Source organism: Pseudarthrobacter sp. NBSH8, assembly GCF_014217545.1.
Lineage (GTDB): Bacteria > Actinomycetota > Actinomycetes > Actinomycetales > Micrococcaceae > Arthrobacter.
In genome coordinates this window covers 3,866,471-3,884,883 of the sequence record NZ_CP043178.1, presented here as the reverse complement: position 1 = coordinate 3,884,883, position 18,413 = coordinate 3,866,471, and the positions used below count along the sequence as shown (strand labels likewise).

General features: G+C 66.2%; 17 protein-coding genes. 12 read left to right on the top strand and 5 right to left on the bottom strand.

Going from position 1 to position 18,413, the window contains the following annotated elements; translation table 11 throughout:
- The first annotated feature begins 114 nt into the window (after window positions 1-114).
- Window positions 115-516 carry a YchJ family protein gene (locus FYJ92_RS17960; protein ID WP_185261906.1) on the top strand — a complete coding sequence of 134 codons (402 nt, stop codon included), beginning with the start codon at window positions 115-117 and terminating at the stop codon, window positions 514-516.
- A gap of 72 nt (window positions 517-588) precedes the next feature.
- On the opposite strand, the gene FYJ92_RS17955 is transcribed toward FYJ92_RS17960, so the two are convergent.
- From FYJ92_RS17955 to FYJ92_RS17940, 4 genes are all read right to left on the bottom strand, one after another.
- A complete protein-coding gene (locus tag FYJ92_RS17955) occupies window positions 589-1,392 on the bottom strand; it encodes a hypothetical protein (RefSeq protein ID WP_185261905.1) in 804 nt (267 codons plus the stop codon).
- Window positions 1,393-1,443: 51 nt separating this feature from the next.
- Window positions 1,444-3,474, bottom strand: a complete 2,031-nt coding sequence (locus tag FYJ92_RS17950; RefSeq protein WP_185261904.1) for an acyl-CoA dehydrogenase family protein — start codon at window positions 3,472-3,474, stop codon at window positions 1,444-1,446.
- A 63-nt stretch (window positions 3,475-3,537) separates the two neighbouring features.
- On the bottom strand, window positions 3,538-3,840 hold the full coding sequence (locus FYJ92_RS17945) for a hypothetical protein (protein ID WP_185261903.1): 303 nt from the start codon (window positions 3,838-3,840) through the stop codon (window positions 3,538-3,540).
- A 172-nt stretch (window positions 3,841-4,012) separates the two neighbouring features.
- Window positions 4,013-4,417, bottom strand: a complete 405-nt coding sequence (locus FYJ92_RS17940) for a PepSY domain-containing protein (protein ID WP_185261902.1) — start codon at window positions 4,415-4,417, stop codon at window positions 4,013-4,015.
- 152 nt (window positions 4,418-4,569) lie between these two features.
- Here FYJ92_RS17940 and FYJ92_RS17935 point away from each other — a divergent pair, with 152 nt between their 5' ends.
- From FYJ92_RS17935 to FYJ92_RS17895, 9 genes are all read left to right on the top strand, one after another.
- A complete protein-coding gene (locus FYJ92_RS17935; protein ID WP_185261901.1) occupies window positions 4,570-6,030 on the top strand; it encodes a DUF3375 family protein in 1,461 nt (486 codons plus the stop codon).
- Window positions 6,031-6,032: 2 nt separating this feature from the next.
- A complete protein-coding gene (locus FYJ92_RS17930) occupies window positions 6,033-6,851 on the top strand; it encodes a DUF4194 domain-containing protein (RefSeq protein ID WP_185261900.1) in 819 nt (272 codons plus the stop codon).
- Entirely contained in the window at window positions 6,848-10,327 is a 3,480-nt protein-coding gene (locus FYJ92_RS17925; RefSeq protein ID WP_185261899.1) for an ATP-binding protein, read from the top strand. Before FYJ92_RS17930 ends, FYJ92_RS17925 begins: the two co-directional genes overlap by 4 nt.
- A gap of 198 nt (window positions 10,328-10,525) precedes the next feature.
- The gene (locus FYJ92_RS17920; protein ID WP_185261898.1) at window positions 10,526-11,629 is read left to right on the top strand and encodes an iron-siderophore ABC transporter substrate-binding protein; all 1,104 of its coding nucleotides are present in this window, start codon (window positions 10,526-10,528) and stop codon (window positions 11,627-11,629) included.
- A 10-nt stretch (window positions 11,630-11,639) separates the two neighbouring features.
- Window positions 11,640-12,692 carry an iron ABC transporter permease gene (locus FYJ92_RS17915; RefSeq protein ID WP_185261897.1) on the top strand — a complete coding sequence of 351 codons (1,053 nt, stop codon included), beginning with the start codon at window positions 11,640-11,642 and terminating at the stop codon, window positions 12,690-12,692.
- A 140-nt stretch (window positions 12,693-12,832) separates the two neighbouring features.
- The gene (locus tag FYJ92_RS17910; RefSeq protein ID WP_185263869.1) at window positions 12,833-13,816 is read left to right on the top strand and encodes an iron chelate uptake ABC transporter family permease subunit; all 984 of its coding nucleotides are present in this window, start codon (window positions 12,833-12,835) and stop codon (window positions 13,814-13,816) included.
- A 1-nt stretch (window position 13,817) separates the two neighbouring features.
- Complete coding sequence (locus tag FYJ92_RS17905) at window positions 13,818-14,645, top strand: ABC transporter ATP-binding protein (RefSeq protein ID WP_185261896.1); 828 nt, start codon at window positions 13,818-13,820, stop codon at window positions 14,643-14,645.
- Window positions 14,642-15,682, top strand: a complete 1,041-nt coding sequence (locus tag FYJ92_RS17900) for a siderophore-interacting protein (protein WP_185261895.1) — start codon at window positions 14,642-14,644, stop codon at window positions 15,680-15,682. The genes FYJ92_RS17905 and FYJ92_RS17900 overlap by 4 nt, the downstream gene beginning before the upstream one ends.
- 123 nt (window positions 15,683-15,805) lie before the next feature.
- Window positions 15,806-16,636, top strand: a complete 831-nt coding sequence (locus tag FYJ92_RS17895) for an SGNH/GDSL hydrolase family protein (protein WP_370526277.1) — start codon at window positions 15,806-15,808, stop codon at window positions 16,634-16,636.
- Between the two features lie 51 nt (window positions 16,637-16,687).
- Here the strand turns inward: FYJ92_RS17895 and FYJ92_RS17890 are convergent, their stop codons facing one another.
- The gene (locus tag FYJ92_RS17890; protein ID WP_185261893.1) at window positions 16,688-16,987 is read right to left on the bottom strand and encodes a YciI family protein; all 300 of its coding nucleotides are present in this window, start codon (window positions 16,985-16,987) and stop codon (window positions 16,688-16,690) included.
- Between the two features lie 81 nt (window positions 16,988-17,068).
- Between FYJ92_RS17890 and FYJ92_RS17885 the strand changes: the two genes are divergently transcribed.
- Both FYJ92_RS17885 and FYJ92_RS17880 read left to right on the top strand, forming a co-directional pair.
- Window positions 17,069-17,560, top strand: coding sequence for a MarR family winged helix-turn-helix transcriptional regulator (locus FYJ92_RS17885; RefSeq protein ID WP_185261892.1), 492 nt, complete (start codon window positions 17,069-17,071; stop codon window positions 17,558-17,560).
- An 89-nt stretch (window positions 17,561-17,649) separates the two neighbouring features.
- Entirely contained in the window at window positions 17,650-18,411 is a 762-nt protein-coding gene (locus FYJ92_RS17880; protein WP_185261891.1) for an SGNH/GDSL hydrolase family protein, read from the top strand.
- Window positions 18,412-18,413 lie beyond the last annotated feature (2 nt).

The following is an 18,413-nucleotide window of genomic DNA, read 5'->3' as shown; positions in this document are numbered from 1 at the left end:
TCCGAGGTTGTTTCGAAGCTGTTACCGGAAATGACAACACCGGCTGAGCCCTATAGTCGAAAGGAATCCACGAGGCCGCCGGAAAACGGTCCGGACACCCGAGACAGGAGCGCCATGCCCGAGAACCCGATCAACGACGGCCCGTGCGTTTGCCTGTCCGGCGAGTCTTACGCGGACTGCTGCGGGCGGTTCCATGGTGGCGGGGCCCACGCGGCCACGGCGGAGCAGCTGATGCGCTCCCGCTACAGCGCGTTCGTCCTGCTGGACACCGAATACCTCCGAAAAACCTGGCACCCGGATGCCGCGCCTTCGGATCTGGAGCTGGACCCGGCCATGGAGTGGCGCCGCCTGGACATCCTGTCCACAAGCCGCGGCGGCCCGTTGGATACTGAGGGAACCGTGGAGTTCAAGGCTCACTACCGGCACGACGGCGAACGTGGAGTCCACCACGAAACCAGCCGTTTTGTCCGGCAAAACCGCCACTGGTACTACGTCGACGCCGTGATGCTCGCCTGACTGCCCTGTTGCGTCGCGTCAGGTGAGAACCCCCCCATGCTCACCACCCGCGAGCGGTCGGCCTCCTAAGGCTCAGCCGCTGTACGTTTCGTCCGGGGTAAAGCCGGCCCGGTCCACCTTGCGGTGGAAGTGCATGCCCGCCAGACCGCCGAGCACGGCACCCACCAGCGCGACCAGCGCCACCACGACGGCGGCAATGATGCTGGTGAGGGTCAGTTCGCCTTCGTTGATGGGGATTCGCGGGAAGCTGTTCAGGTTGGCCAGGACATTGAACTGCTGGCCCGCGATGATGCCCAGCAGCGCAATCACAACCGCAGCAATCAGTGCCCAGATCCACACCATAAAACCCTGCCGGGCGCCGTTAAACCGGGCCATCCGGCCGGCAACGTAGCCGCCGGAGTAATAGGAGACGAACAGGATCACCAGTAGGACAATGATGCCCACCAGCCCGACGGCGCCGTTCGTCGTTACCTGGTTAACGGCGTCGTTCACGTCGGTGTTGTTCGCCAGTCCTACGGCCGTTCCGGCTGCGGCCACAAAGGCTGTGAGCAGGACAGCCATGCCGGTGGCTGCGAGCCAGCCAAAAAAGGCCGAGCCCACCTTGATGCCGCCGAACTGTTCCTTTTCCCTGGCCACGGCCGTCTGCTGATCGGTCAGGCGCGGGTCAGTCAGGCGCGGATCCAGCACTGAAGAGTCGGTCACCGGCGCTTGGGCTGCAGGGGCAGGGTCCGGCTCGGCATAGGGCGCCGGCGACTGATCGAAGGCGCGCGTGGGCTCACCACCGGCGAAGGCTTGGTCACGAGCAGTTTCATTCCGTAGATTCTCGTTCCGCGTCGTCGGCGGAAATCTGTCCTCTGGGTCCGTTTGGTTGCTCATGCGTCAACTCAACCACTGGTGACCAGCGATAACAAGGATGCTTATGAGTTGCTAGCGGTACTTCCGGTGCAGGTTTTCCTTGGTTGACGCACCCGGCGTGGCATCGGCGATCCACGGACCGGTGCCTTCCGACGGATCCAGTACTCCCGCCTCAAGCCAGGTGTAATCCCCGGCCAGGACCTTGCGCGAAAGGATATGGTCGCCGTCGTCGGTGTTCCGCCAGAGCTGGTCAAAGTACTCGTCAATCCGGACTCGGGCCTGCTCGCAGTATGCCTCGGCCAGTTCGTAGGCAGCGGCGGCATGGTCCGGCGTGGTGCGAAGGATCATCTCGGCCCGTGAACAGCATGCGGCCATGGCGAACAGCTCGGCGCCGATGTCCACCACCCGGCCCAGGAATGCCTGCTTGTACTCCAGCTTCGCCTGCCAGCGACCCATGCCGTAGAACGTCTGGCGGGCCAGCCGGCGCGAGGACCGCTCCACAAAGCGCAGATGCTTGGCCAGCCTGCCGAAGTCGCTGTAGGACCGGGGGTCCATTCCGGCGCCGGCCACGAGTTTGGGCAGCCACCGGGCATAAAAGCCTGAGGCCCCGACGGCGGCCCTCGCTTTGTCCTGGAGGCTGGCATCCACGGACGCAAGGTCGCCGGCGGCGGCAAGGTGGGCGTCCACGGCTTCCCGGGCGATGAGGAGTTTCATGATCTCCGAGGAGCCCTCAAAGATCCGGTTGATCCGGAGGTCGCGCAGCTGCTGCTCGGCCGGAACCGCGCGTTCGCCCCGGGCTTCCAGGGAGTCCGCCGTCTCGAAGCCACGGCCGCCGCGGATCTGGACCAGTTCATCGGCGATCCGGTAGCTGATCTCGGAGGACCACAGCTTGGCCAGGGCAGCCTCGATCCGCACGTCCTTCTGTCCGGCGTCGGCGAGTTCCGCGGACAGTTCGAAGACGGCGTCCAGGGCGAAGGCGGAAGCGGCGATGAAGGCGATCTTCTTGCCGACGGCCTCGTGTTTGCCCACAGGCTGGCCCCACTGGGTGCGGGCGTTGGACCATTCCCGGGCGATCTTCAGGCTCCAGCGGCCGGACGCCACGCACAACGCAGGCAGGGAAAGCCGGCCCGTGTTCAGGGTGGTGAGCGCGATCTTCAGGCCCTGGCCCTCGCGGCCCAGCCTGTTGGCCGCGGGCACCCGCACCTGGTGGAACCGGGTGACGCCGTTTTCGATCCCGCGCAGTCCCATAAAGGTGTTGCGGTTCTCCACGGTGATGCCGGGGGCGTCCATTTCCACCACAAAGGCGCTGATGCCGCCCTTGTGTTCGGTGCCGTCCGCATCGGTGTGGGCCGGCACCACGGCCATCACCACCACCAGCTCGGCGATCACGCCGTTGGTGGTCCAAAGCTTCACGCCGTCCAGGACGTAACTCCCGCCGTCGTCCGTGGGGACGGCGGTGCTGCCCATCCGGGCGGGATCGCTGCCAACGTCCGGTTCGGTCAGGAGGAATGCGGTGATGGCCCCGGCGGCGCAGCGCGGCAGGTACTCGCGTTTCTGTTCCGGCGTGCCGAAGACCTTCACGGGCTCGGGGACACCGATGGACTGGTGCGCGGAGATCAGGGCGCCGATGCTCGGGTGGACACTGCCGAGCAACGCCAGGGCCCTGCCGTAGTAGACCAGGGACAGGCCGAGTCCGCCGTACTCCTGCGGGATCTTCATGCCAAAGACGCCTAGGCCCGCCAGGCCCTGGAGGTACTCGTCCGGGATCCTGGCCTCGCGTTCAATCATGCGGCCGGACATGGTGCGGGCGTATGCGGTGAGGCGTTCCATAAAGGCTTCGCCGCGTTCCACGTCATCGGCATTTGCCTTGGGCCAGGGGTGGATGAGGCTGAGGTCGAAATTCCCCAGGTACAGTCCCTTGGCGAAGCTGGGCCGGTCCCAGTCGAGCTCGCGGGAGGCTTCAGCAAGGGCGCGGGCATCCGCCGCGGTGGCTTCGGACCCGATATTGGCCGCCGCGACGGGGACGTCGTCGTCCGGGGCGTCGGTGGCAGGAATATGGGTGGCGGGCGGGTTCGTGGCGGGACTGTCAGTGGCGGAGCTCATGGGGTATCTCCTCTGCCCGGGATGGCCGGTTCAAGCCATGGATCCGCCGGGTTGGAGAACCCCTCAGCTGTCTCTCAACATTACCCGCGGGTAGCTTCCAGTGCTAGGGGCTGGCTGGCCCTGAAAGTCCCCGGGGACCTCCACGGTGGAGGCGTGGTGGACCAGCCTGTCCCAGCCATGGTTGATCCCGTGGACCACCGTCAGCAGCGTGGTGGAGGCGAGGAACCAGGCGAACTTGCCCACCCCCACCAGGACCAGGGCCAGGAAGCCTGCTGTCAGGACGAAGCCCACCAGGACCAGGCCAAACACCAGGGTTCCAATGAACACCATGGTGGCCGTCTCCACTGCACTTAAGTCGAACTGCATTGTTCCCCCTGCTGCGCCGTTGCTTCGGTTGAGATCAGTAGCATGAGCGTAGGGGGTGCTTGGGCGCCCCAACCAGAGTTGCCCCGCCGTCAGGCCCGGTTGATACGGGATCGCAATGCTACCGGGACGTAGGTCACGGAGCGGTCGCGGAAGTCACTGTCCGCGCTCGCCTTTAATCGTCGTCGAACTCCGGGGCGGCCTGGTTCAGGACCGCGAAGTCGGTGCCGAGCCCCACTTCAACCTGGGAACCGTTGTCCAGCCTGACTTCAACCTCGTACGCGACGTTCCCGTCATTTTCCCGTTCCACCTCGATGACACTGCCCTGGCCCACCTTGGCCAATGCGGCGTTCGCGGCCTGGTCATGGTCCGCAGTGTTAAGTGGTGCCAGATTGGAATCGTCGTCCCGCTCGGGCCCCGGGACGGTGGACACCGGCACTGACCGGTCGACGTTGACCCCGATCTTGCTCAAGGGCTGATCTCCGCTGGTCCGGGTGCTCGCGGCGACCGCCACTGTCGCGCCACCCAGAATGACAGCCGCAGCCGCCAGACCGGTGATCAGTACAGCTTTTTCACGCATGACAAACTCCTCTCAGGTGATCTAAATAGTGTGCTCCCGCGGCCAGCAAGGTACAACGATTATTCGGTCGCGGGGCCTGCGTTAACCTTGTAGTTGGCAGTTTTCGCGATCCGCGCTGCCCAAACCATTCCCCAGCAGCTGAAGGAGAGCGCGTGCCCCCCTCCGCCAGGTCATCCGCTGGTGCGATCAGTGCCCGGCTCCGGGACCTCGAACTCCTTACCAAGGGACCCGCCTGGGCCCTGACCCGCTCGGCGCCCTGGGTGATTGCGGTGCTCCAGGCATCCTTTACCCGCACACGTCCGCAGCTTCCGCTCGAGGAGTTCCACGCCGACGTCGACTCCTTCCTTGAGCAGCTCCGGCGCCAGGAGCCCGGGCCGGGTGGTATCGCCATCGGCACGTCGTCCGGCAGGAACTATGCGGACGACTGGACGCGCAAGCATTTCCTGACCCGCCGCAACCAGTCGGGGCAGATCGTTTATGAGGTCACGGAACCGGCCGCCCGCGTGCTCGCTTTCCTGGACAGCCTCTCCAGCGAGCGTTCCACGCTGAATGGTTCCCGGCTGGGTACGCTCCTGGGTGACGTGGAGAAGCTGGCCAATGAGACCAACCCGGACCAGAGTGCCCGGCTGGAATCCCTCGAGGACGAGATCGGGGAACGGCAGCAGCTGATCCAGGACATCAGCTCCGGCGACTTTGACGGCCTGCTGGACGACGACGACGCCGTGGAAGCCGCCGGGAACATCCTGGACCTCGCCGCCAGCCTGCCCGCCGACTACAAAAAGATGCGCGACCGCATCGAGGAACTCGTGGGCGAGCTCCGCAACCAGATCATCGAGGAGTCGCTGAGCAAGGGTGCCACCATGGCGCAGGTGCTCGACGCGGATAAGCGGCTGCGGCAGAGCCCCGAGGGCAGGACCTTCCGCTCCTTCACCGCGTTCCTGGAAGACCCGCAACAGCAGGTCCGGTTCCGTTCGGCCATCGGCGAAGTCCTCAGCCGGCAGTTCGCCGACGACCTTTCGCCGGAGGACCGCGAGACGCTGAAGAACCTGGTGGCCGAGCTCCGCCACCAGCACAGCCAGATCCAGCGGATCTACGGCAAGCTCAGCGAAAGCCTGAACACCTATGTCCAGAGTGACGACTTCCGCCAGTCCGTCCGTCTCCGCAAGGTGCTGCGCGAGGCCGAGCAGGCCATCAGGTCCCTGCCGTATGAACGCGAACGGCCGGGCCTGGTCCGCGGTCCGGTGCTGTTCAACGCCGGGTTCGAATCGCTGGCCATGGTCAAGCTGTACGACCCGGACGAGTTCGCCGTCCCGCCCAGGCTGGCCGACCCCATCGCCTTCAGCGACTCCGACCGCGTGCGCTCGCCGAGAACAGGCAAGGCCCGTCCCGAGGCCATCCGGGCCGCCGTGGCCGGCGCGTCCACCCTGGCCGAGGCCTGGGGACAGCTCCCGCCGGAGGAACAGCACATCAACTCCATCCGGGCACTCCTCTCGCACGCCCTCCAGGAAGGCGCGGCCTTTGACCGCGACGGCTGGGATGGCCTCGACTACGAACAGATCGACGGCACCACCCGCACGGCGTACCTGCCGGTGGTCACCCTCAAGAAGGATTGACGATGACTGAAGAAATTACGACGGCGGCACCCCCCGTTGAGGAGGCTGCACCCCTCGCCGAGGCACCGGCGCACGCTACATCACCCTTCAGCGTCACGCCCCGGGACACGTTTGTGGACGGCGCGGCACTGTTTGCCGGCGATACCGGCGTTCTCTCGATGAAGGTGCGCCAGGCGCTGGTCAAGCTGCTCAAGGGTCCGTACGTTGACGGCGGCCGCGACGAGAAGCTGTGGACCACGCTGCTGGACAACCAGATCATCCTGCGCAGCCGCCTGTCCGAGCTGTTCCTGAGCCTGCAGCTGGACCACGAACGCAAGATCGCCGTCCTGCGCCCGGTGGATCCCGAGGCCATCGGCGGCAGCAGCCGCTCCAGCATCCTGCGCCAACAGCGTGCCCTGAGCCGCGTGGAGACCATCGTGCTGCTCCGCCTGCGGATGCTGTTGGACCGCCACGTCACGGCCCAGACCGACGCCACCATCACCCGCGAGGAAATCGCTGACCTTGTGGCCCACTATCAGCCCGCCGGACAGCAGGACGCGCTGCGGGATTCGGACGTGGTCACCCGCGCCATCACCAAGCTCCTGGCCCGCCAACTGCTCCTCACCACCGGCCTGGACGACGTCTACACCATCTCCAACGCCCTCCCGCTTGCCCTCCCCTTCGAAAACATCGGCGACATCCCCGCCCAAATCGAAGCCCTGGTTGCAGCCACCACAGACCCCACAGGCACAGAAGCACTGATAGAGCTCGACGGCGACCCGGGTGCCGAGGACGACGATGCCGCGACTGCCTCGACCCCCGAAGGGGAGGAAGCCAAGTGAGCATCGCAACCATGCTGCCGATGGGCGACCTCACGAACCCCGGCCAGATGCGCCTGGCGTTGGTGCAGGTGGTCAACTGGGGCACCTTCCACGGGGCGCACACGATGCATGTGGACCGCAACGGAACCCTGCTGACGGGCAACTCGGGCGTGGGCAAGTCCACGCTGTTTGACGCCATGCTGCGGGTGTTTGACGCCCGGCCGCGCTCCAACGAGGCCGCGGCCCAGCGTGCCGGCGGTGCTGTGGAGGACAAGCGGACCACGTTCACCTACATGCGCGGCAAGGTGGGCGACAAGGCCGTGGGCGAAGGTTCGGCCAGTGCGTTCCAGCGCCCCGGCGCCACCTGGTCCGCCGTCGCCCTGACGTTCGATAACACCGCGGGCACGCGCATCACCGTGTCCGCCCTGTTCGACCTGCCCAAAAACGGCACGGAGTCCAGCGTCGGGCGTTTCTACGTGATCGACAGCAAGCCGCTGGACCTGCCGGCCATCGAGGACATCGCGGAAAAGCGCTTCACCAAAGCTGCGCTGGAGACCATCTTCCCGGACGCCCAGATCTTCGATGTGCACAAGGCCTTCGCGGAGCGTTTCCGCCGCCTCCTGGGCATCAGTTCGGACCAGGCGTTGCCCCTGCTGCGGGTAATCCAGGCCGGCAAGGGCCTGGGCGGCAGCGTTAATACGTTCTTCCGCGACCAGGTCCTGGACGCCCCGGCCACGCTGGCCGCGGCGGACGACGTGGTGGAGGAGTTCAGCAACCTGATGTCCATCCGGCAGCGGCTGGAGGATGTGCGGCAGCAGCGGGACCAGCTGGCCCCCGTCCCCGGGCTGAACAAGGAATATGCGCAGTCGCTCCTGGACGCAAACCGGCTCCGCGAGCTGTCGGGCGAGGAGTTCGAAGCCTACAAGCAGCAGCTCGCGGTCACGGTGCACCAGAAGACCCTGGCCCGGTTCAAGGACCTGGCCCAGGTGAAGGCCAAGGAGCTCGGCGGGGAACGTTCCATCCGCGACGGGCTGGCCAAGGAACTGCGCCAGCTGGAGACCGATTACAACAACCAGGGCGGCAACGCGATCTCCGCGATAGAGCAGTCGCTGGACAACGCCAAGGTTGGCCTGAGGCTCCGCGAGCAGGTGGAGGAAGCGGCCCGCACGGCATTGTCCGACGCCGGCCTGCAGCTGGAGTGGACCGATGAGGGTTGGGAACAGGCCCACGAGCAGGCTGCCGCCAGATCGGCCGAGCTCAAGGATGACTCGCAGGCCCTGCAAGAGCTCCGCTTCGAAGCCTTCGACGGCCACGCCACCAAAAAGCGTGAGCTGGCAGCAGCCCAGCAGGAGCTGCTGTCGCTGAAGACGCGCAAGTCCCTGCTGCCGCCGTCGAGCATTGAAAACCGGGCGGCAATCGCGGCGGCCACCGGCGTTCCTGAGGACCGGATGCCGTTCGGCGGCGAGCTGATGGACCTCGCCGAAGGGGAGGAACACTGGCGGCCCGCCGCGGAGCGCGCGCTCCGGAACCTCGCCACCACGTTGCTGGTCCCCGGCGAACATTTCGCCGCGGTGACCCGCTACCTGAACGACAACAAAGTCCGTGGCGCCTTGCGTGCGGTGGACGTGTCCAAGCCGCTCGCGGGAGGCGCCCTCGCCGTGGAGGACGCGCGCGACGGCGACCTGCTCACCAAGCTGGACATCCTCGCCAGCGGCGCGGTGGCGGACGCCGGGGAATGGATCCGGGAGCGGATCGCCCTCGATTTCGCCTACCCGTGCGTGGAGGACCCCAACGAACTGGCCACCCTGGACAAGGGCCTGAGCCTGGGCGGTGTGGTCAAACGCAACCGGCACACGGTGGAGAAGGACGACCGTTTCACCAGCCGCCAGGACTACGTGCTCGGGTTCGACAACGCCGCCAAGCTGGAACTCGTGGCCGCCCAGGTGGAGGACCTGCAGCAGGAACTCGCCAAGGCCGCAGAGCTTGCCCAGAGCCGTGAAGAGTCGCACCAGGGCATGAGCCGGCAGCTCGACGCCCTCCGCCGGATCGCGGAGGACCACCGGCCCTGGGAACAGGTCTCCGCTGCCGTGGCCGCCGATGAACTCGCCAGGATTGAACAGCGGCTCAAGGATGCCCTCGCGGCCCAGGCCGACCTGGAACCGCTGCGGGCCAACATCGAAACCGCGCGGCAGGAGCACCAGGCCAGCACCGAAGCCGCAGCCGTCCTGCAAAGCGAATACAAGGCACTGGACCGGCAAATGAGCGCCGCCGATTCGCTGCTGGAAGCCGCGCGTGGCCGCCTGGAGCAAGTGCCGCCGTCGGACGCCACCGTCACTGCGCTGGAACCGTACTTCACCGATTTCGGTGACGTCAGCGAGATGCATGAGCTGGACAACCTGGCCAACCGCGTCCGGACGGCGCTGCTCGGGGAGCTGCACGCCGCCGAGACGCGCGGGCAGGCAACCTCCGAACGGCTGACCCGAATCTTCGAGGGTTTTGTGCGCGAGTGGGGCTCCGCGATCTCCGCGGACCACGGCACCTCCATCGGTGCTGCGGGGGAGTTCGAGGGCCGCTACCACGCCATCATCAGCGACGGCCTGCCCGCCCAGGAGTCCGAGTTCCGGCAGTTCTTCAACCAGCGCACGCACGAATCGTTCAGCACGCTGCTGCACCTGCTGGACGAGGAGCGGCGGTCCATCACCAGCCGTATCCTGCCGCTCAACGGCATCCTGTCCGAGGTCAACTTCCACGAGGGCAGCTTCCTGGAGCTGGACATCAAGCAGACCCTGCCGGCCACGGCCAAGCAGTTCAAGGACGCCATCCAGAACGCGCTGAAGGCCCGGCACACGCGGCCCGCCCGTGCGGGTTCCGGCCCGGAAGCGGGGGGAGGCGACGACGCCGAGCTCACCGCCCGGTACAAGACCCTCGAAACGCTCGTGAAGCGGCTCGGCTCACCCACTCCGGAGGACCGGCGCTGGCGTGCCGAAGTGCTGGATGTCCGCGGGCACCTGTTTATCCAGTGCAAGGAGCACCGGGAGGTGACCGGTTCGCCGCCAGGCGGCAAGATCGCCAAGAATGGCGGCGGCAAGCGGACCGACGTTTACATGCACGCGGACACCGGCTCCATGTCCGGCGGCGAGCGGCAGCGCTTCACGGCGTTCATCATGGCCGCGGCGCTGAGCTACCAGCTGGGCATCGCCGAGCAGGGATTCACCACCTACGGCACCGTGATGATGGATGAGGCCTTTGTGCTGGCCTCGGAGGAGTTTGCCGGCGCCGGGATCAAGGCGCTGCACGAGTTCGGATTCCAGCTGCTGCTGGCCGCCCCGGAGAACGTGATCGACCTGTCCCGGCACCTGGGCTCGGTGACCGAGATCCTGCGGGACAAGCGCACCAACCGCTCCGGAGTTCTCACCGCCCCGGTGATCCGGCCCAAGCCCGGCGCGGAAGGTCAGTGGCGGTCCGAGGCGAACCCCGTGGACATCGTGCTCCGCTGACCCGTCTCCAATACCCCAACTCCAATACCCCAACGCGGGGTCACATTACGCCCAAAGTTCCCGTCGGGAAGGGCCATATGTGACCCCGCGTTGTTATTCGATGCGTCAAATTACTAATTACGCAAGAGAAAGCTTTTCTAATTCTGGACAGGCTAGGCTACCCTTACTTAGGTTCGCATAATTCACCTAAGGAGTTCCGTGATTCCCCCCCTCTTCTCCGGCCCGAGCGCAACCCGCCGCGCGCTGTTCAAATCAGCCGGCAGGGCAACGGCCGTCCTCGCCGCCGCGGCACTCACGCTGTCCGCCTGCTCCACCGGCCTGGCGTCCTCCACCTCGGACGCCGGCGGTTCCGGCTCCAGCAGCTCGCAGTTCCCGGTCACCATCAAGCACGTCTTCGGTGAGACCACCGTCAAGGCACAGCCGAAGCGCGTAGTCACCGTTTCCTGGGTCAACGACGACGTTGCCCTTGCCCTCGGCGTTGTCCCGGTGGGCGTCCCGAAGAACGAATGGGGCGGCAACGAGCAAGGCTCCACTCCGTGGAAGGACGCCGCGCTGAAGGAACTCGGCGCGGGCTTCGGTTCCGACAAGGCCCCGGTCCAGTTCTCCGAGGCCGACGGCATCAACTTCACCGAGATCGCCAAGCTCACCCCGGACGTCATCCTGGCCGCCTACTCCGGCCTGACCGAAGAGGACTACAAGAAGCTCAGCGAGATCGCACCGGTGGTGGCCCACCCCGAGGTTGCCTACGGCACCTCATGGCAGGATTCGACGTCCATCATCGGCAAGGCGCTGGGCAAGCAGGCTGAGGCTACCAAGCTCATCGCCGACACTGAGGCCACGGTCAAGGCCGAGGCTGCCAAGTACCCGCAGATCGCCGGGAAGAGCTTCATCTACGGCTACGCCGATCCCGCAGACCTCACGTCCACGGGCTTCTACACCGCCAATGACAACCGTCCGAAGTTCCTCTCCGCCATTGGGATGAAGCTGGCCCCGGTCGCCCAGAAGGCCTCCGCCGGCTCCAAGGACTTCTTCGTGCCGTGGTCCGCCGAGAAGGCCAACGAACTTGAGGCGGACATCTTCCTGAGCTCGGTTGAAGATGCCGCCACCGCCGCGGCCGTCAAGGCTGACCCCCTGCTGGGTCAGATTCCGGCAGTCAAGAACGGCGCCTTCGTTGCCGACACGGACAAGAGCCTGGTCCTGGCCATCTCCGCCTCCTCGCCGCTGAGCCTGCCGTGGGCGCTGGATACGTTCCTCCCGCAGCTCGCCACCGCAGCGGACAACGTCACCGCTGCAGTGAAGTAGGCACCGTTTCATGACGGAAAGTACGACGACGGCACCCGCCGGTCGATTGGCTGGAGCCGGCGGGAAGGCCAGAACGAGGCAGGCTGCCTGGCTGCTGGCCGCCGTCGTTGTACTTTCTTTGTTAGCCGCAGCTTCCTTGGCCATCGGCGCCCGGGGCCTTTCCCTGGCCACTGTGTGGCAGGCGCTCACCCAGTTCGACGCCGCCGACGGGGACCACGCCGTGGTCCACGCGCGCATCCCCCGCACAGTCCTCGGAATCCTCGTTGGCGGTGCCCTGGGCCTGGCCGGCGCCGCCATGCAGGGCGTCGCCCGCAACCCGCTGGCCGATCCGGGCATCATGGGCGTCAACGCCGGAGCCGCGCTGGCCGTTGTAACCGGCATTTACATTTTCGGCGTCACCTCCCTGAGCGGCTACATCTGGTTCGCGTTCATCGGCGCCGGAGCCGCCGCCGTCGTGGTTTACCTCGTCGCGTCCATGGGCAGGGAAGGTGCGACGCCGGTCAAGCTCGCCCTCGCCGGCGCCGCGGTCAGCGCCGGGCTCTATTCCCTGATGAGCGTCATTCTCGTCTCCAGCCAGGACACCCTGGACCGTTTCCGTTTCTGGCAGGTGGGCGGAATCTCCGGCCGCGCCTGGGCAGTAGTGCTTCCGGGCCTCCCGTTCCTGGCCGTCGGGGCACTTATTATTCTTGGCACCGGCCGCATCCTCAACAGCCTCGCGCTGGGTGATGACGTTGCCCGCGGCCTCGGCCAGCGAGTGGGCCTGACGCGTGGCGTGACAGCCCTGGGCATCGTGCTCCTGTGCGGCTCCGCGACGGCTTTGGCGGGGCCCATCGGCTTTGTTGGCCTCGTCATTCCGCACGCGGTCCGCTCACTCACCGGCCCGGACTACCGCTGGATACTGCCGTTCTCCCTGGTGCTGGCCCCGGCGCTGTTGCTTGGCGCGGACATTATCGGCCGCGTTGTGCTGCTTCCCGGCGAGGTTCCCGCAGGGATCATGACGGCACTCGTTGGTGCACCGGTCTTCGTCTGGCTCATCCGCCGCGGCAAGGGGGCCGGACTGTGAACCTCGTCGAAACCAAACCCCCCGTTGACCTATCACTTCCGGTTGCCAAAACCGGGTTTTGGCGACCAAAACTGATAGAGCAAACCGTGCGCCGGACCATCCTGAACCGGACCGCCGCCCTTGCCTTCGCCGTTGTGGTTATGTTCGCCGTCTATGTGCTCCTGGGCAGCTACACCGTGACTGTCCCGGACTTTTTCAAGATCCTCATCGGGCACTTGACTGGCGGCGAGAAAATCCCCGGCGCAAGCTTCATCGTCATGGAGAACAAGCTGCCCAGGGCCGTCACCGGCGTAATGATCGGCGCCGCGTTCGGCCTCTCCGGCGGCCTGTTCCAGACCATGCTCCGCAACCCGCTGGCCAGCCCGGACGTGATCGGCATCAGCTATGGAGCCAGCGCGGCCGCGGTCACCGCCATCTTGATCTTCGGCGCCACCGGTCCTGCCGTGTCCGGGGCGGCGCTTGGTGGTGCGCTGGGCATCGCAGCTCTGATTTATGCCATCTCCCGCGGTCCGTCACCGGGCTCCGGCGGCGGCAACCGGGGGAACGTCGCGGGCAACCGGCTGATTCTGGCCGGTGTGGGCATCGCCGCCGCCCTGCAGGCAGTAGTCAACTTCATGATGACCCGTGCGGACATCCGCACCGCGGCTGACGCACTCGTCTGGCTCAACGGCTCCCTCAACTCCGCCAACTGGGACCGGGCCGGCATGCTGGCACTCGCGCTCCTGCTCCTGGTCCCCGCCGTCATTGCCCTCGCCGGGCCGCTGCGCATCCTCGAACTCGGCGACGACGCCGCGGCCGGGCTGGGCATCCGTGTCGGGTTCACCCGCCTCGCCGTGGTTGTCACTGCCGTGGCACTCGCCGCGGTGGCGACGGCGGCTGCCGGGCCCGTCTCGTTCGTCGCCTTCCTGGCCGGGCCCATCGCCCGGCGCTTCACCCTAAAAGCCAGCCTCCCGGCGTCGGCCCTGGTGGGTGCGCTGATTGTCCTCACCGCCGATTACATCGCGGCCAACCTCGCCCCCTTGGTGCTGGACGGCACCGTGCTGCCCGTCGGCGTTATCACCGGCGCGCTCGGCGCCCCGTTCCTGCTGTGGCTTCTGGTCACGGCCAACCGAAAGGAGGCCTGACATGGCCGTTCTTAGCGCCCAGGACCTCACCCTCAAATACGACCAGCGCTGCGTGGTGGACGGCCTCACGGCGGAAATCCCCGAAGGCAAGGTGACCATGATCGTGGGCGCCAACGCCTGCGGTAAATCCACGCTCCTCCGCGGCCTGTCCCGCCTTTTCAAGCCGGCTGCCGGTGTGGTCACGCTGGACGGCAAGGACATCCACGCCCGCCCGGCCCGTGAACTGGCGCGCACCCTGGGCCTCCTCCCGCAGCACCCCACCGCGCCGGACGGCATCGCCGTCCGGGACCTCGTGGGCCGCGGCCGGTATCCGCACCAGGGCTTCTTCCGCAGCTGGAGCACGGGTGACTTGTCGCACCATGATCTCGCTGTGCAGCGCGCGCTCGTGGCGACGGAAACGCTGGAACTCGCTGAGCGGAACGTCGATGAACTCTCCGGCGGGCAGCGCCAGCGGGTCTGGATCGCCATGGCGCTGGCACAAGAAACCGACGTGCTCCTGCTGGACGAACCCACCACCTACCTGGACCTGGCGCACCAGGTGGAAGTCCTGGACCTGGTCACGGACCTGAACCGCAAGCGCGGCACCACCGTGGCTATCGTCCTGCACGACCTGAACCTGGCAGCACGCTACGCGGACCACGTCATCGCCATGAAGGGCGGCGGGATCGTGGCCCTGGGCGACCCCATTGACGTTGTCACCGAAAAGATGGTCCGGGACGTCTTCGGCCTGGCGTCCCGGGTCATTCCCGATCCCGTCTCGGGCACGCCCCTGATTATCCCCATCGGCCGCCACCACAGCACCGCAACCGAACTGGAGCTCGTTTCATGAAGACCAGCGACATCGCCGCCACCCAGCCCATGACCCTGGCTTTCGAGGTGACCGTTTCCTCGGTGCAGGAGCTGAGCCCCAACTTCCGCCGGATCACCTTCGGGGGGTACTCGCTGCGGGACTTCGGCGTTAACGGCGACACCCTTGACCTGAGGATCAAACTGATGATCCCTTCCCTGGCAGCGGACGGCACGCAACTGCCTCTGCCGGTCTTCGAAATGGAGCAGGCCGGCTGGTACCGGGAATGGCTTGCCATGGACCCCGCCGTACGCGGCTCCATCCGCACGTACACGGTCCGCCAGTCCCGGCTTGATGCCGTGTATCCGGAAATTGACGTTGACTTCGTGATGCATTTCGACGCGGACGGCCACGGCGGTCCGGCCGCGAACTGGGCCCTGAACGTCAAGCCGGGCGATGCGATCACCCTAATCGGCCCCAACAACCGTGCCGCCCAGTGCTACACCGCCGAGATCTACGGCGGCATCGAGTGGCGGCCCGGAATGGCACAGCGTGTCCTGCTCGCCGGCGACGAAACCGCCATTCCCGCCATCTCCGCCATCCTCGAAAGCCTGCCGTCCTACATGACCGGCCACGCCCTCCTCGAAGTACCGGAGGCAGGCGACTTCCTCGACCTCAAGACAGACGCCGACATCGACATCACCTGGCTTGCCCGCGGCGCGGCCATCGGCCGCGCACGCCCGCACGGCGAGCTGCTGCAGCAGGCAGTGCGGGCGGCGGTCCCCGTTCCCGGCTGGGTGGGCATCAAAACGTCCGACGCCGGCGCGGGCCCGGAGCCCGAAGACGTCAACGTGGACGTGGACATCCTCTGGGAGACGCCCGCGCGGATGGAGACAGCCGAAATAGAGGCCACCAAGAACCCCGCCGTGCCCGCCGGCGCCATGCCCTTCTACGCCTGGATCGCCGGCGAGGCCGCCGTTATCAAGGACATGCGGCGGTACCTTGTGCGCGACGTCGGGATCGACCGCAAGCAGGTCGCCTTCATGGGGTACTGGCGGCAGGGTAAGGCCGAGCTCTAAGACCTCCGGCCCTACGTCAACGCTCTCTCACTTCCTGTGGGTTTTCGGTGGACGCTCTCTCACGTCCTGTTGTTTGGCGTTAACCCTGTCGTTTTCTTGGGTGGCTAGGGTGGTCGCGTGGATATCTCTCCCTTACTGCCTGCGCGGGACGGGCTGCGTGTCTTTGTTGCCCTTGGGGACTCGTTTACCGAGGGCGTGGGGGACCGGGATGAGCGGCTGCCAAACGGCGTGCGGGGTTGGGCTGACCGGGTGGCGGAGAAGCTGGCAAGGGCTGAGCCGGGCTGGGAATACGCCAACCTTGCTATCCGGAGCAAACGCCTGCGGCACATCATCAGCGAGCAGTTAGAGCCGGCCCTCGCCATGAAGCCCGCGCTGATCACCCTGTATGCCGGCGGGAACGACATCCTGGACATTGGCACGGACATGGCCGCCCTGATGGACGAGTACGAAAGCTTCGTGGCGCAGTTGACCGGGAGCGGAGCCACGGTGGTCCTGTTCACCGGCTTCGACGTCAAAGTATCAGCCGTCCTGGAGCTGCTGAAGAAGCGGAACGCGGTCTACAACCAGCGAGTCCGCGAGATCGCCGCCAAGCATGGGGCGGTCCTGGTGGATTACTGGTGCCTGGACGCCTTCCATGACCGTCGGATGTGGGACTCGGACCGCCTTCACATGTCCAAGGCGGGCCATAAGTACCTCGCCGGGCAGGTCCTGGACCAGCTCGGGGTGCCGCACAAGATCCGCCCGAAGGACTGGGACCCGCCGGCCCGGCTCAGCCTCCGGGAGTGGGAGCAACGGCAGCGGCGTTGGGTCAATGACTGGGTGCTGCCGCTCTTCGGCCGCAAGATCAGGGGCGTCACGCTCGGGGATACGTTGGCGCCGCGCTGGCCGGAACCCGTCAAGGTGCCGCGGAAGCGTGGGCTGAAGAAGTTGATGGACCGGGACGTAGGATTTTAGGGGCGCCCGAAAGTCCTGATATTGTAAACATCTGTTGACTTGGAGGCAATATCACGGATGCTGTTGCGTGTCCAGCAGGTTTTCGTAACCCTCCGCCACGGTGGTGGCAGTGAATTCGATGACCTCGAATTCGGCCACACCGTTGCTGTAGAAGGGGTCCTTGGCCAACGCAGCATCCAGGGTGGTTCGGTTGGCCTTGGACAACAGCACACCGCCCACGGCGGGAACCAGGCGTCCGGACGCAAGGAACACGCCGTCGTCGAACGCCTGCTTAACCCAGGCCATATGCGCGGGGCGGTGATAGTCCACAATGTCTTCGGGCACCTTGTAGGTCAGCGATACAACAAACATAAAGCCAGCCTACTCGGACGGTCCAGGGGAACTGGTGCGTCACTTGAACGCTCAACCACGCTCTGCTTCTAGAATGGACGCATGACCGAACCGCGCTGGCTCAACGCCGACGAACGACGTGCCTGGCTGGCACTCCTGAGCATCAACACGCTGCTGCCGGCTGCCCTGGACAACCAGCTCCACACCGCCGGCAAGGTGTCCCTGTTCGATTACAACGTCATGGCCATGCTGTCAGAGGCCGAGGGCCGTTTCCTGCCGATGAGCCAGCTGGCCGCCCGCACCAGTTCGTCGCTGTCCCGGCTCTCGCACGTGGTTTCCAAACTGGAGAAACGCGGCTGGCTGGAGCGGCGTCCGCACCCCCGAGATGCCCGGGTCACCACCGCACACCTGTCCGACGTCGGGATGGCCACTCTGGAGGCGCTCGCGCCGGGCCACGTGGAGGCAGTCCGCACCAAGTTCCTGGACGCCCTGACTGAACGCGACGTCAATGATCTCGCCCGTATCGGCGAAAAAATCGTGGCCCGGCTGGATGATGACCACTGGATCCTGCGCGAGACTGAAAGCCGGCCATAAGCCGCCGCTCGGACCGCCACCCTCGGACCGCCACCCTCCGGGCAGGCCCTGCCTTGGTTGCTCCCGGCAACAGATGAAAGACTGACGCCATGGACTTTTCGACCCGGTATGTAGCGCTCGGCGACTCTTTCACGGAGGGGGTCGGGGATGACGATCCCAGCCGTCCCAATGGTGTCCGCGGCTGGGCGGACCGCGTGGCCGAGCGGCTGGGCGCGGCGGATCCCGGCTTCGGCTACGCCAACCTGGCCATCCGCGGCAGGAAGCTTCGCCGGATCATGGCAGAACAGGTGGACGCCGCCGTCGACCTGAACCCCACCTTGGTGACCATTTACGCAGGCGCCAACGACATTCTGCGGCCCAAGATCGACATCGACGATCTCCTGGCAGAATACGACGCCGGCATCCGCAAGCTGGCGGCCACCGGCGCCATCGTGGTGATGTTCACCGGCTTCGATGCGCGGGGCTCCAAGGTGTTCAGCACCATGCGCGGCCGCACGGCCATATACAACGAGCTGATCCGCGGCATTGCCGGGGACCACGGTGCATTGCTGGTGGATTACTGGCGCTTCAACGAGTACTACAACTGGGGCATGTGGGCCCAGGACCGGATGCACATGTCCGCTGCCGGGCACGCCAATATGGCCAACCGCGTTCTCACGGTCCTGGAGCACGACCACTCGATCGAAGTCCCGCCCATGACCCCGGTGCCCGAGCTGAACCGGGCCGAAGCCATCCGCGCCAACGCCCGCTGGGTCCGCGAATTTGCCGGACCGTGGGTGGTCCGCCGCGTTACCGGTAAGTCTTCGGGCGACGGCCTGGCAGCCAAGTACGCGCAGCTCACGCGCCTATAGCG

What these genes read in the sequence shown, in the direction of transcription:
- FYJ92_RS17960 (WP_185261906.1), top strand. Translation starts at nt 115, where the DNA reads ATGCCCGAGAACCCGATCAACGACGGCCCGTGCGTTTGCCTGTCCGGC.
- FYJ92_RS17955 (WP_185261905.1), bottom strand. Translation starts at nt 1,392, where the DNA reads ATGAGCAACCAAACGGACCCAGAGGACAGATTTCCGCCGACGACGCGG.
- FYJ92_RS17950 (WP_185261904.1), bottom strand. Translation starts at nt 3,474, where the DNA reads ATGAGCTCCGCCACTGACAGTCCCGCCACGAACCCGCCCGCCACCCAT.
- FYJ92_RS17945 (WP_185261903.1), bottom strand. Translation starts at nt 3,840, where the DNA reads ATGCAGTTCGACTTAAGTGCAGTGGAGACGGCCACCATGGTGTTCATT.
- FYJ92_RS17940 (WP_185261902.1), bottom strand. Translation starts at nt 4,417, where the DNA reads ATGCGTGAAAAAGCTGTACTGATCACCGGTCTGGCGGCTGCGGCTGTC.
- FYJ92_RS17930 (WP_185261900.1), top strand. Translation starts at nt 6,033, where the DNA reads ATGACTGAAGAAATTACGACGGCGGCACCCCCCGTTGAGGAGGCTGCA.
- FYJ92_RS17915 (WP_185261897.1), top strand. Translation starts at nt 11,640, where the DNA reads ATGACGGAAAGTACGACGACGGCACCCGCCGGTCGATTGGCTGGAGCC.
- FYJ92_RS17910 (WP_185263869.1), top strand. Translation starts at nt 12,833, where the DNA reads ATGTTCGCCGTCTATGTGCTCCTGGGCAGCTACACCGTGACTGTCCCG.
- FYJ92_RS17905 (WP_185261896.1), top strand. Translation starts at nt 13,818, where the DNA reads ATGGCCGTTCTTAGCGCCCAGGACCTCACCCTCAAATACGACCAGCGC.
- FYJ92_RS17900 (WP_185261895.1), top strand. Translation starts at nt 14,642, where the DNA reads ATGAAGACCAGCGACATCGCCGCCACCCAGCCCATGACCCTGGCTTTC.
- FYJ92_RS17890 (WP_185261893.1), bottom strand. Translation starts at nt 16,987, where the DNA reads ATGTTTGTTGTATCGCTGACCTACAAGGTGCCCGAAGACATTGTGGAC.
- FYJ92_RS17885 (WP_185261892.1), top strand. Translation starts at nt 17,069, where the DNA reads ATGACCGAACCGCGCTGGCTCAACGCCGACGAACGACGTGCCTGGCTG.
- FYJ92_RS17880 (WP_185261891.1), top strand. Translation starts at nt 17,650, where the DNA reads ATGGACTTTTCGACCCGGTATGTAGCGCTCGGCGACTCTTTCACGGAG.